13 protein-coding genes are annotated in these 13014 nt (G+C 62.8%); 1 reads left to right on the top strand and 12 read right to left on the bottom strand.

Annotated elements, in window-relative coordinates; genetic code table 11:
* Window positions 1–21: 21 nt before the first annotated feature.
* The 11 genes from pnp to rimP form a co-directional block, all read right to left on the bottom strand.
* Window positions 22–2169: a polyribonucleotide nucleotidyltransferase gene (pnp, locus tag LB569_RS01535; protein WP_224690797.1), complete on the bottom strand. Its 2148-nt coding sequence runs from the start codon at window positions 2167–2169 to the stop codon at window positions 22–24.
* Between the two features lie 279 nt (window positions 2170–2448).
* A complete protein-coding gene (gene rpsO, locus LB569_RS01530) occupies window positions 2449–2799 on the bottom strand; it encodes a 30S ribosomal protein S15 (RefSeq protein ID WP_411970184.1) in 351 nt (116 codons plus the stop codon).
* Between the two features lie 100 nt (window positions 2800–2899).
* Window positions 2900–3994 carry a magnesium/cobalt transporter CorA gene (corA, locus tag LB569_RS01525; RefSeq protein WP_224690796.1) on the bottom strand — a complete coding sequence of 365 codons (1095 nt, stop codon included), beginning with the start codon at window positions 3992–3994 and terminating at the stop codon, window positions 2900–2902.
* Between the two features lie 52 nt (window positions 3995–4046).
* Window positions 4047–4340: a type II toxin-antitoxin system RelE/ParE family toxin gene (locus LB569_RS01520; RefSeq protein ID WP_224690795.1), complete on the bottom strand. Its 294-nt coding sequence runs from the start codon at window positions 4338–4340 to the stop codon at window positions 4047–4049.
* Entirely contained in the window at window positions 4337–4564 is a 228-nt protein-coding gene (locus LB569_RS01515; protein ID WP_140706245.1) for a hypothetical protein, read from the bottom strand. Before LB569_RS01515 ends, LB569_RS01520 begins: the two co-directional genes overlap by 4 nt.
* Window positions 4565–4682: 118 nt before the next feature.
* Entirely contained in the window at window positions 4683–5672 is a 990-nt protein-coding gene (gene truB, locus LB569_RS01510; protein WP_224690794.1) for a tRNA pseudouridine(55) synthase TruB, read from the bottom strand.
* Entirely contained in the window at window positions 5672–6082 is a 411-nt protein-coding gene (gene rbfA, locus LB569_RS01505) for a 30S ribosome-binding factor RbfA (RefSeq protein WP_224690793.1), read from the bottom strand. The genes truB and rbfA overlap by 1 nt, the downstream gene beginning before the upstream one ends.
* Before the next feature lie 125 nt (window positions 6083–6207).
* Window positions 6208–8784 (bottom strand): translation initiation factor IF-2, encoded by a 2577-nt coding sequence (infB, locus tag LB569_RS01500; protein ID WP_140706251.1) that lies wholly within the window; start codon window positions 8782–8784, stop codon window positions 6208–6210.
* A complete protein-coding gene (locus tag LB569_RS01495; protein WP_013891268.1) occupies window positions 8781–9431 on the bottom strand; it encodes an RNA-binding protein in 651 nt (216 codons plus the stop codon). The genes infB and LB569_RS01495 overlap by 4 nt, the downstream gene beginning before the upstream one ends.
* A 38-nt stretch (window positions 9432–9469) precedes the next feature.
* The gene (nusA, locus tag LB569_RS01490) at window positions 9470–11065 is read right to left on the bottom strand and encodes a transcription termination factor NusA (protein ID WP_140706254.1); all 1596 of its coding nucleotides are present in this window, start codon (window positions 11063–11065) and stop codon (window positions 9470–9472) included.
* A 50-nt stretch (window positions 11066–11115) separates the two neighbouring features.
* Entirely contained in the window at window positions 11116–11763 is a 648-nt protein-coding gene (gene rimP, locus LB569_RS01485) for a ribosome maturation factor RimP (RefSeq protein WP_224690792.1), read from the bottom strand.
* Window positions 11764–12110: 347 nt separating this feature from the next.
* Between rimP and LB569_RS01480 the strand changes: the two genes are divergently transcribed.
* Window positions 12111–12275, top strand: coding sequence for a hypothetical protein (locus LB569_RS01480; protein ID WP_140706258.1), 165 nt, complete (start codon window positions 12111–12113; stop codon window positions 12273–12275).
* A 15-nt stretch (window positions 12276–12290) separates the two neighbouring features.
* On the opposite strand, the gene trmB is transcribed toward LB569_RS01480, so the two are convergent.
* Window positions 12291–12992 carry a tRNA (guanine(46)-N(7))-methyltransferase TrmB gene (gene trmB / locus LB569_RS01475; protein WP_224690791.1) on the bottom strand — a complete coding sequence of 234 codons (702 nt, stop codon included), beginning with the start codon at window positions 12990–12992 and terminating at the stop codon, window positions 12291–12293.
* Window positions 12993–13014: the final 22 nt, after the last annotated feature.

Below are 13014 nucleotides of genomic sequence, written 5' to 3'. Positions count from 1 at the left end.
CTCATTATTCCGTCAGACCGATCAGGCGGCGTTTTCTTCGCCTTCGGCCTTCCTGTCGCGGGCGAGTTCCTTGCCGGTGGCCTGGTCGACGACCTTCATCGACAGGCGGACCTTGCCGCGCTCGTCGAAGCCCATCAGCTTGACCCAGACCTTGTCGCCTTCCTTGACGACGTCCGAGGTCTTGGCGACCCGGTCGTTGGCAAGCTGCGAGATGTGGACGAGACCGTCACGCGGACCGAAGAAGTTGACGAAAGCGCCGAAGTCGGCGGTCTTGACGACCGTGCCTTCGTAGATCTCGCCGACTTCCGGCTCGGCGACGATGGTGTGGATCCACTTCTTGGCCGCCTCGATCTCCTTGGCGTTCGATGAAGCGATCTTGACCGTGCCGTCGTCCTCGATGTTGATCTTGGCGCCGGTCTTCTCGACGATCTCGCGGATGACCTTGCCGCCCGAACCAATCACATCGCGGATCTTGTCGGTCGGGATGTGCATGACTTCGATGCGCGGTGCGAACTCACCGAGTTCGGGGCGAGCGCCGGTCAGGGCATGCGCCATCTCGCTGAGGATATGCAGGCGACCGTCCTTGGCCTGGCCAAGCGCGATCTTCATGATCTCTTCGGTGATGCCATCGATCTTGATGTCCATCTGCAGCGAGGTGATGCCGCCTTCGGTGCCGGCAACCTTGAAGTCCATGTCGCCGAGATGATCTTCGTCACCAAGGATGTCGGAGAGCACGGCGAAGCGCTCGCCTTCCTTGATCAGGCCCATGGCGATGCCGGCAACCGGCTTGGCCAGCGGCACGCCGGCATCCATCAGCGCCAGCGAGGTACCGCAGACGGTGGCCATCGAAGACGAGCCGTTGGACTCGGTGATCTCCGAGACGACGCGCAGCGTGTAGGGGAACTGGTCAGCGGAGGGCAGCATCGGACGGATGGCGCGCCAGGCGAGCTTACCATGGCCGATTTCGCGGCGGCCCGGCGAACCCATGCGGCCGGTCTCACCGACGGAGTAGGGAGGGAAGTTGTAGTGAAGGAGGAACTTCTCCTTGTACATGCCGGTCAGGGAATCGACATACTGCTCGTCCTCGCCGGTGCCGAGCGTGGCAACGACCAGCGCCTGGGTCTCGCCGCGGGTGAACAGCGCCGAACCGTGGGTGCGCGGCAGGACGCCGACTTCGGAGACGATCTTGCGAACCGTCTTCAGGTCGCGGCCATCGATGCGCGCGCCGGTGTCGAGGATGTTCCAGCGCACGACCTTGGCCTGGAGCTCCTTGAACACGGAGCCGATCTGCTCGGAGGTGTACTTTGCGTCCTCGCCCTCGGCCGGGGCAAACGCGGCCTTGACCTTCGCCTTGACGGCGTCGACGGCGGCGTAGCGCTTCTGCTTGTCGACGTTCTTGTAGGCATTGCTCAGTTCGTCGCCGACGATCTTCAGCATCTCGGCTTCAAGCGCGGAATAGTCCGGCGCGGTGAAGTCGCGCGGCTCCTTGGCTGCAACTTCGGCCAGCTTGATGATGGCGTCGATGACCGGCTGGAAACCCTTGTGGCCGAACATGACGGCGCCGAGCATCAGCTCTTCGCCAAGTTCCTTGGCTTCCGACTCGACCATCAGCACGGCGTCGGCGGTGCCCGCGACAACGAGGTCGAGCTTGGATTCCTGCATCTCGTCGACATGCGGGTTCAGCACGTATTCGCCGTTGATGTACCCGACGCGCGCGCCGCCGACCGGGCCCATGAAGGGAACGCCGGAGAGCGTCAGGGCCGCCGAGGTGGCGACGATCGACAGGATGTCCGGATCATTTTCGAGATCGTGCTGGACGACGGTGACGACGATCTGCGTGTCGTTCTTGTAGCCGGCCGCGAAGAGCGGGCGGATCGGGCGGTCGATGAGGCGCGAAACCAGCGTTTCCTTCTCGCTCGGACGGCCTTCACGCTTGAAATAGCCGCCCGGGATCTTGCCGGCGGCATAGGTCTTTTCCTGGTAGTTGACGGTCAGCGGAAAGAAGTCGAGGCCGGGCTTCGGCTCCTTCATCGAAACGACGGTGGCGAGGACCTTGGTCTCGCCGTAGGTCGCGAGCACGGCGCCGTCAGCCTGACGCGCGATCTTGCCGGTTTCCAGGATGAGCGGACGGCCGCCCCATTCGATTTCCACTTTGTGGTGATTGAACATGTCTTGTCCTTAATAAGCGGCAAGGGCCGCGCCGTTTCACGGTGCGCGGATGCCCTTTGCCTGGCTTCCTTTCTCGGGCAGCCACGGGCAAGACAACGGGAAGCTCGGGTGATTTGGGCGCGACAAGCGCGTGCGAGCGTCCTGCAATCCTGCCCCATGACCGTCCATGGGCGGTTTCGAGTGGCCCTTTGCGCGCTCGAAACCGGGTCTAGCCAGCCTATGCGACTGACAGAATGCGCGACCGGCGGACTTTCCGAAGAAAGCCCGCCGGTCAATTCGTCAACGGCGCAGACCGAGCTTCTCGATCAGAGTCTGATAGCGCGAGTCGTCCTTGCGCTTGAGATAATCAAGCAGGCTGCGGCGCTGGGACACGAGAGCGAGCAGACCACGGCGGGAATGGTTATCCTTCTTGTGGTCCTTGAAATGGTCGGTCAGGTTCTTGATGCGCTCGGAAAGGATGGCCACCTGGACTTCCGGAGACCCGGTATCGCCCTTGGCGGTTGCGAATTCGGTCATCAATTCCTGTTTGCGCTCGGCAGTAATCGACATCGTGTTTTTCCTTATCTGTTTGAGGAAACGGGTCGCCCACAGCCGGGATGTCGTCCAGCAGGGGCCGTGCATGCAAAGCATCAAGGCGCTATGCTGCGGCGCATATAGTGCAATTCCGCGAAAAACACCAGCCCAATTCACAAGCCGGCTTTTGAGGCTCAAATGGCAGGTTTAACCCCCGTCAAAGCCATTTCTTCCATTTGAAGAATGCAATCAGCCCAACAGCGATCGCAGCCATGAACAGCAGAGACAATGGATAGCCGTAGTACGCCTTCAGCTCCGGCATATTCCACGGCGAGCTGGCGGGGTCGAAGTTCATACCCCAGATGCCGACCAGGAAGGTGAGCGGCATGAAGATGACCGAGACGATGGTGAGATAGGAGATGACGTCGTTGGTGCGGGCCTGGCTCAGCGACAGATGCATTTCGATCAGGCCGGTCAGCATGTCGCGCTGGGTCTCGACAAGCTCGATCAGCCTGAGCGAATGGTCGAGCGTGTCGTTGAGAAAGACCTTGGTCTCGGCCGTGACATAGGCCACGTCGTTGCGGATCAGCGTTGCAAGTGCATCGCGCATCGGCCACAGCACGCCTTTCAGGACATTGGCGTCGCGCCGCAGTTCGTGCAGCTGCCGCATCTGGTGCTTGTGTGTGGAATGCAGCATCTGGTCCTCGATACTGTCGACCAGGTCGCCGGCAGCCTCGATCGGCGGAAAATAGCTGTCGACGATGGCGTCGATCAGCGCATAGGCGAGATAGTCGGCGCCGCGTGTGCGCAAGCGGTTGGGCGCCGAACTCTCGATGCGCTTGCGCACGGGATCGAACGGATCGCCCTCGCGCTCCTGGAAGGTGACGACGAAGTTCTCGCCGAGGAAGAGAGCGATCTGCTCGTAGCGATGCGAGGTGACGTCGTCGATCATGCGCATGACGACAAAGGCATGATCCTCGAAGAAGTCGACCTTCGGCCGCTGGCCGGTGTTGACCACGTCCTCGAGCGCCAGCGGATGCAGGCTGAAGATGCGGCCGATTTCCTCGATCAGTTGGATGTTGGCGAGGCCGGTGCAGTCGAGCCAGATGACGGGCCATTTCCGGCAATTGGCCTCGACATCGTCGATGCTGGCATTCTCGATCGTCTTGAATTTCTGCGACGAGACCAACGTCAGCCGCAATTCGGAGCGCCGCGCCGCCGGATCGGCGATCAGCGTGCCGGGCGAGGCGCCGACAGGCGGCCGCCTGGTCTTCACCGGCGCGCTTTTTTTCACCGTTTCGGCCTTTGCCATGCCACCACTCGTCGAAACCTGGTTGTTGCCGTAAACATGTATAGTCGAATGCCTATGATTGACCTGGCATGGACGATGGATCTCGGGCACCGTGACGTACGGCATGAACGATGATTTCTTCGCCGGCCACTTCGTAGAAAATCAGATAGGGGTAAGGGATGGTTGCGAGACGGCGGATGGCCGGATCGTCCGTTCGTTTGCCAAGGAACGGTTGACCCTCGATCCGCTCCAACAAAAGCTTGATGCGTTGCCGGACACGATGGGCGCCTCGCGGGGAGTGAATATTGATGTAGTCAACGAGGTTGTTCAGATCGGCGAGGGCCGGACTGGTGAAGCGAACCTTCACAGATCGTACTTGGCCCACATAGCACGCACTTCATCATCAGTCGCAAATTCGCCGCGTGCGGCAGCCGATCGCGATATCGCAATAGCCGCACGTTCATCAGGCGTCAGAAGCACCGGCTCCGCCTCCTCGGCAGCAAGCATGAGCATGGCGCGAGCTATCTCATCTTGCATGGCCGGGGAAAGGTCCCGGGCCACGGCTACGGCTTTTTCCAGGAGGTCTGTCATGATCGGATTATGCACATAATGTACACGCAAGAAAAGCAGAACGAGCTTTCGTGAACCGCCCTTCACTATCCGCCGTTATGCAAACTCTGTTCCTGTGCCGCGATGGTGGCCGGACCGATTACCCGGCAAAGACCCGCTTGGGCTTGAACATGCCTTGCTCAATGGCGCCGATGGCGACCAGCTTGCCGCGTGACGTGGCGCAGGCCTCTTCGGCCTCCACCGGTGCGTCGCGACCACGAATGATGACCGGATTGCCGAGGCGGATCTTGGTCGCGGCATCGTCGCTGATGGCGATCTGCGGCAGGCAGTCGAGAGCAGCCGAGGTGTCGACAAGAAGCGCGTCGATGGCGTCGAAGTCTATCGGCTTGGCCACCGCGTCAGCCGGCTCGGCTTCGTCGGCCGCTTGCGCATCATCCTCATCGACCGTGGCGCCAAAGCGGGCGGCCTCGAGTTCGGCGATGGTGACGAAGTCCTCCGGCGTGAACGGCTCCACCTCGACCCGGCGCAGTTCGCTGATATGGCCGAAGCAGCCAAGGTCGCGGCCCATGTCGCGGGCCAGCGAACGCACATAGGTGCCCTTGCCGCATTCGACCTCGAAAATCGTCCGGTCCGGTCTGTGCTCGACAATATCGAGCCGGCCGATCTCGATCTCGCGCGCGGGTATGTCGACCGTCTCGCCTTCGCGGGCGAGATCGTAGGCGCGCTCGCCCGCAATCTTGATGGCCGAGAATTGCGGCGGCGTCTGCATGATGACGCCGGTGTATTTCCCCAGCAGCGCCCGGACATCGGTTTCCGATGGGCGCTGATCGGCCTCTTTCGTCACCGGGCCTTCGAGGTCATCGGTCGAACGCTCCTGTCCCCAGGCAACGGTGAAACGGTAGATCTTGGCGCCGTCCTGCACGTAGGGCACGGTCTTGGTGGCTTCGCCCAGCGCGATCGGCAGCATGCCGGAGGCGAGCGGGTCGAGCGTGCCGGCATGGCCTGCCTTTTCGGCCTGGAACAGCCATTTGATCTTGGAGACGGCTTCGGTCGAACCCATGCCGACCGGCTTGTCCAGCACCACCCAACCTGAGATCGGCCGGCCCTTCTTCTTGCCGCGACGCGCCATTATTCTTCTTCCTTGTTGCCGTCGCTATCCAGGTCGCGCGCCACTTCGGGCGACTTCAGCAGGTCGTTGATCCTGGCGAAATTGTCGAAGGAGGTATCCAGCCGGAAGCGGAATTCCGGCATGTACTTCATCTGCCTGAGCGCGCCGGAGACGCGACCGCGCACGAACTTGGCATGCTTGTTCAGTGCCTCGATCACCGCGTCGGCATCCTTGGCGCCGAGCGGAGAAACAAAGGCCGTGGCGATCTTGAGATCGGGCGACATGCGCACTTCCGAGACCGAAACGACCGCATTTTCAATCAGCGGGTCGATGATCTCGCCGCGCTGCAAGGTTTCAGAGAGCGCGTGGCGCACCTGTTCGCCGACGCGCAGCATGCGCTGGGATGGGCTTGATGTCGTGGAACGGGGCATTTTTTTCAATCCTGAAAGCGTGGGGCGCGGGATGGGACCGTGCCGCATGTCTCAAACGGTCATTCTCAATAGCGCCGAGGCGGCGGTCTTTCGACCACCGCCCGATATCGACAAACCACTCGAACTCAGAGTGTGCGGGTCACCATCTCGACGCGGAAGCACTCGATGACGTCGCCGACGCGCATGTCCTCGTAGTTCTGGAAGGCCATGCCGCATTCCTGGCCGCCCGGGACTTCCGAAACTTCGTCCTTGAAGCGCTTCAGGGTCTTCAGCGTGCCTTCGTGGATGACGACGTTGTCGCGGATCAGGCGCACGCCCGCGCCACGCTCGACCTTGCCTTCGGTGACACGGCAGCCGGCGATCTTGCCGACCTTGGTGATGTCGAAGATCTCGAGGATCTCGGCATTGCCGATGAAGGTCTCGCGGCGTTCCGGCGAGAGCAGGCCCGACAGAGCCGCCTTCACGTCATCCACGAGGTTGTAGATGATCGAGTAGTAGCGGATCTCGATGCCGGCGGCCGCGGCCGCGGCACGCGCCTGCACATTGGCGCGCACGTTGAAGCCGATGATCGCCGCACCCGACGTTTCCGCCAGCGACACGTCGCTTTCGGTGATGGCGCCGGCGCCGGAATGGACGATGCGCGCACGCACCTCGTCGGTGCCAAGCTTGTCGAGCGCGGCGTTGATCGCCTCGATCGAACCCTGCACGTCGCCCTTGATGACCAGCGGGAATTCCTTCAGCCCGCTCGTCTGCAACTGCGACATCATCTGTTCGAGCGAGCCGCGCTGGCCGGCATGCCTGGCCACCGCCTTCTCACGCGCCAGACGCTGGCGATACTCGGTGATCTCGCGGGCGCGGGCCTCGTTGTTGACCACGGCGAAGCGGTCGCCGGCCTGCGGTGTTCCCTGCAAGCCGAGCACCTCGACCGGCATTGCCGGCGGCGCTTCCTTGATCTGCTCGCCGCGATCGTTGACCAGCGCGCGCACACGGCCCCATTCGTTGCCGGCGACGAGGATGTCGCCCGGCATCAAGGTGCCGGTCTGCACCAGCACGGTGGCGACGGGACCACGGCCCTTGTCGAGCTGCGCTTCGATGACAACGCCCTCGGCGGTGCGGTCGGGGTTGGCCTTGAGGTCGAGGATTTCGGCCTGCAGCAGGATCGCCTCGAGCAATTTGTCGAGATTGGTGCCCTTGGTCGCCGACACTTCGACGTCCAGCACTTCACCGCCCATCGATTCGACGAAGACCTCGTGGCGCAAGAGTTCCGAGCGCACTTTCTGCGGATCGGCGTCATGCTTGTCGATCTTGTTGATCGCCACGATGATCGGAACGCCAGCCGCCTTGGCATGGCTGATGGATTCGATCGTCTGCGGCATGACGCTGTCGTCGGCCGCGACCACCAGGATGGCGATGTCGGTCGCCTGGGCGCCACGGGCGCGCATGGCCGTGAAGGCGGCGTGACCGGGCGTGTCGATGAAGGTGATCTTCTGACCATTCTTCTCGACCTGATAGGCGCCGATATGCTGGGTGATGCCACCGGCCTCGCCGGAAACGACATTGGCGTTGCGGATGGCATCGAGCAGCGACGTCTTGCCGTGGTCGACGTGGCCCATGATGGTGACGACCGGCGGACGCGACACGAGGTCTTCCGGACGGTCGGCGATATTGAACAGGCCTTCCTCGATGTCGGATTCGGCGACGCGGCGGACCGTGTGGCCGAATTCGGTAGCGACCAGTTCGGCCGTGTCGGCATCGATGACGTCGCCCGGCTTCAGGATCTGGCCCTGCTTCATGAAGTACTTGACCAGGTCGACAGCACGCTCGGACATGCGCTGCGCCAGTTCCTGGATGGTGATGGTCTCGGGCAGGATCACTTCGCGCATGACCTTCTCGCGCGGCTCGTTATGCATCGCGCGCTTGAATTTTTCCTGGCGGCGACGCATCGACGACAGCGAACGGGCCCGCGCATCCTCGTCGGACAATGCGGAATTCAGTGTCAGCTTGCCACGGCGACGGTCTTCCTCGCTCTTGGTGGGCTTGGCCGGGCGCGCCACTTCGGGCGTGACCAGGCGGCGCACCGGCGCACCGGCGGTCGCCCGCTTCGGCTTGACCTCTTCCTCCTCGTCGGCGGTCGCCAACTCAGCGGCTTGCGGGGCGCGGCGGCGTGCCTCTTCCTCGGCGCGACGACGCGATTCCGCCTCGGTCTGCAGCCGTGCCTCTTCCTCGGCCTGGCGGCGCGCGGAGTCCTCGCGTTCGCGCTTGCGGCGCTCTTCGTCCTCGGCGCGGCGCTTGGCGTCTTCGGCGGCGCGCTGACGGTCCTCGACCTCGCGGACCTTCGAGCCTTCGAGCGCCCTGCGGCGCGCTTCCATTTCGCTGCGCGACAATTCGTTCAGCACCATGCCGCTGCGCTCGACCGGAGGCGGCGGCGGGGGCGGCGCCTTGGGCGCTTCCTGCACGACAGGTGCCGCCACGACCGCCGGCTTCGGCGTGAAGACGGGCGCGGGCGGAGCGGCAACCGGCTCCGGCTTGTCGCCGGGCAGCGAGAACTTGCGCTTCTTGGTCTCGACCACGACCGACTTGGTACGGCCGTGCGAGAAGTTCTGGCGCACAGTGCCCTGTTCCATGCCGGGGCGCTTCAGCGTCAAGGTCTTCTTCGGTGTAACACTCAACGTCTTGTCGTCGCCCGATTTCGTATCGCTCATTCCATATCCTCTGCGGCATCATCTTCGTCAGCAACGGCCGCAAGCATTGCAAGATCGTCCGGGGTACCGCCCCGATATCGGTCGAGCGCAACCATGCGCTTCTGGACCGCCTTACCCGCGTCTCCCGCGAGGACGGCAGCATGTATCACATTTGTACCCCCCAATGCCAAGCTCAACTCGGCCTCGGAGAAAAGTTTGTAGGCAAGGATGGAAGGGCCGCCGATATGGACGGTCGCCCGCCGCGCCTGGCTGATCTTGCGCACGCCGTCATCGGACGCCTCGGTCGCGTGGAGCACGAAAAGCGCCAGTCCACCGCGCACCGCGCTCTCGACCTTGGTAGCGCCAAGGGAAATCGCCCCTGCCTTGCGGGCAAGACCCAGCATACCCAGAGCGGACCTGGAAAGCAGCCCGTCGACCATGCCGCCAAGATCGGGCGGCACAACCACCTGTGCCTTGAAGGCGCGGGCAAAAAGGTTCTTGGCCGCCGCCTTCTCAATATGTAGGCGGTCAGCACTCACCCAGCAACCACGGCCGGGCAGATTTCTCTTGAGATCGGGAACGACGGCCGAATCCGGACCGACGACGAACCGGATCAATTCATCCGGTTCGGCCTGTTTGCGGGTGACGATGCAGGTGCGATCGTTCATCTCGTCCAAGGGCGGGTTGTGTGCGATGCGGGTTCACCTCACGCACCAACGGCTTCGTCAGCCGGTTCTTCTTCGGCCGCAAGCTCGTCCTCGGTGATCCAGCCGGCCTTGAGGCGAGCGGCCAGAACCATCTGCTCGGCGTCGGCGCGCGAAACGCCGTGGTTGGCCAGCACACCCGGATAGACCTTGGTCTCGCCGTCCTTGCGTTCCTTCCAGCCGGTGAGGTCGTCGGCGGCATAGCCGGCGAAATCCTCGATCGTCTTCACGCCATCCTCGCCGAGCGTCACCATCATGGCGGTGGTGACGCCGGGGATTTCGCGCAGTTCGTCCGAAACGCCGAGCGCCTTGCGCTTCTCGTCATGCTCGGCTTCGATCTTCTCCAGATATTCACGGGCGCGGGTCTGGATTTCTGAGGCGGTATCCTCATCGAAGCCGTCGATCGAGGCGATTTCGCCAGCATCGACATAGGCGACTTCCTCGACGCTGGTGAAGCCTTCGGAGGCCAGCACCTGGCCGACCATCTCGTCGACATCAAGCGCTTCCATGAAGAGCGCCGAGCGCTCGACGAATTCCTTCTGACGGCGCTCGGATTCCTCGGCCTCGGTCAGGATGTCGATGTCCCAGCCGGTGAGCTGCGAGGCAAGGCGCACGTTCTGGCCGCGGCGGCCGATGGCCAGCGACAGCTGATCGTCGGGAACCACCACTTCAATGCGCTCGGCGTCCTCGTCGAGCACGACCTTGGCGACTTCCGCCGGCTGCAGCGCATTGACGATGAAGGAGGCGGCCGAAGGCGACCACGGAATGATGTCGATCTTTTCGCCCTGCAATTCGCCGACGACGGCCTGGACGCGGCTGCCGCGCATACCGACGCAGGCGCCGACCGGATCGATCGAGCTGTCACGCGAAATGACGGCGATCTTGGCGCGCGAGCCCGGGTCGCGGGCGACCGACTTGATCTCGATGATGCCGTCATAGATCTCCGGCACTTCCATGGTGAAGAGCTTGGCCATGAACTGCGGATGGGTACGCGACAGGAAGATCTGCGGGCCGCGCTGTTCACGGCGCACATCGTACACATAGGCGCGGACGCGATCGCCATATTTGTAGTTTTCGCGCGGAATCAGCTCGTCACGGCGGATAATCGCCTCACCACGACCGAGATCGACGATGACGTTGCCATATTCGACGCGCTTGACGGTGCCGTTGACGATCTCGCCGATGCGGTCCTTGTATTCGTCGTACTGGCGGTCACGCTCGGCCTCGCGCACCTTCTGCACGATGACCTGCTTGGCCGACTGGGCGGCGATACGGCCGAAATCCATCGGCGGCAGCTGTTCGGCGATGAAATCGCCGAGCTGGGCGTCGGGATTGCGCTCGCGTGCCGAGGAAATAGCGATCTGGGTGGCGTAATCGTCGACCTTTTCGACCACTTCCATCAGCCGCTGCAGCTTCATCTCACCGGTGTTCGGGTTGATGTCGGCGCGGATGTTGGTCTCCTGGCCATAACGCGACCGCGCCGCCTTCTGGATCGCATCGGCCATGGCGGCGATGACGATCGACTTGTCGATCGACTTTTCACGCGCGACCGCGTCGGCAATCTGCAGCAGTTCAAGTCTGTTGGCGCTTACAACCATGGTTCTTTCTCCCGAGCCTGTTCGCCGGACCTTCGGGTCCGGCAGCTCAATCAAATTTCCTGTTCGTGTTCTTCCGCGGCGTCCGGTTCGGCACCCTCGGACACATCGTCGTCCGGTTCACCGCGGCGTCTCTTGGCTTCCTTGCGCTCCCTGTTGTCCTTGGACAACGCTTCGCGAATGAGGTCGTCGGTCAGGATCAGCCTGACATCGGCAATGGCATCGTAGGGCACGCGCACCGTCGGCTCCTCGCCATAGGCCGCCTTGTCGCGCTCGATCAGCACGTCGTCCTCACCGGCCTCGGCGATCTTGCCCTTGAACCGCTTGCGATCAGCGACGATGACCGACGTTTCCATCTTCACCAGATGACCGGTCCAGGTCACGAAATCCGACTTGCGGACCAGCGGCCGGTCGATACCGGGCGAAGAAACCTCGAGATGATAGGCCTTCTCGATCGGATCATCGACGTCGAGCGCCGGCGACACCGCGCGGCTGACCTCTTCGCAATCCTCGACGGTCATGGTGCCGTCCTCACGCTCGGCCATGATCTGCAGCGTCAGCCCGTTCTGGCCGGACAGATGCACGCGCACGAGGCGAAAACCGATGCCGCGCAGCACCGGCTGGACGATCAGCGCAATGCGCGCATCGATGCCGCTTTCGCGGATTATGCGGTCGTCACCTTCGCTTGCCGTTGCAGTCATCGATTGCCTGTCGTTCGCTTCGCAATGTTCTTTGGTTTACGCATCGGAGCCATCCGAAAACCGCTTCGCACTTTCGGTCCGATGCACCCGGCAGGTAATAAAAAAGAGCGGGACCGGGTGGACCCACTCTTCGTCATACCGACCAAGAATTTGAGGCTGATATAGACGAACACGGCCGGTGTTTCAAGCCCGCAGTGCCGGCCGGGCAAAGCCTGGCGGCGCCAGGGTTGTTCCAGGCGCATGGCCGCCATGCGGCAATCCCCCTGTAAGAGCCTGCGGTGCGCTCTTACTTCTTAGCCATCAAATGAATTGAATTGGCGCGCGCTGGCGCGCGAAAGGATGAAACCATGACCAACCGCAGGATATTTTCCGCCTTGGGCGATCTCTTCACCACTTTTGGCAGCGCCGTCGCCGCATCGCGCGCCGTGGAAGCAGGGCGCAAGCCGCGCGCGGACGACCTGCGCAAGCTCGGCATGGATCCCGCCGTGTTCAACAGGATCGGCCGTTTCTGAAGCTGCCGTGACGGCTTACGTCCTGACGAAAGTAAGATAGGCCGGCGGCCGGCCTTCGCGAATGGCCTTCGCCTCGTAACGCGTGCCTGGCCAGCCCTCATAGGGACGATGCCAGTCAGCCGCCTCCGCCGCCTGCCATGTAAAAGCGCCTTGCGCCCGGCAATGCAGCAAGGTCCAGTTCACATAAGTATCGATATCGGACGCGAAGCGGAATTTCGAGCCCGGCCGCAGGACCCGCGCGAAACGGTCGAGATTGACCGGGCTGACGAAACGCCGCTTCCAGTGCTTTTTCTTCGGCCAGGGGTCTGGATAGAGAAGATCGATGCCGTCGAGCGACGCTGGCGCCAGCCAGTCGAGCAACTGGGTGGCATCGTCGTCGTAGACCCTGAGATTGGCCAGCGGCGTTGTTTGCACGGCCATCATCATCTTGGCCATGCCGTTGACGAAGGGCTCGACGCCGATGAAGCCTATCGTCGGCGCCTCGGTCGCGCGATACAGAAGATGTTCGCCGCCGCCAAAGCCGATCTCGAGCCGAACCGCCGAAACCTCGGCTTCAAACAGGATGCGCAGGTCCTGTGGCGCCTCGGCAGTCAGATCGAGCCGGTATTTGCCAAGCCCGCTTTCCAGCGCCGCCGCCTGCTGCGGGCGAACGGGCTTGCCGCGCCGACGACCGAAGAAGGCTTCGGTCGCACGGCTTGGCCTGTCCTCGTCGCTCATCGGCGGCGCAAGTCCTGCCGCC

Source organism: Mesorhizobium sp. BH1-1-4 (genome assembly GCF_020165665.1).
GTDB lineage: Bacteria > Pseudomonadota > Alphaproteobacteria > Rhizobiales > Rhizobiaceae > Mesorhizobium.
Note: the sequence above shows the minus strand (reverse complement) of the source record. Positions and strands in the feature narration are given on the sequence as shown.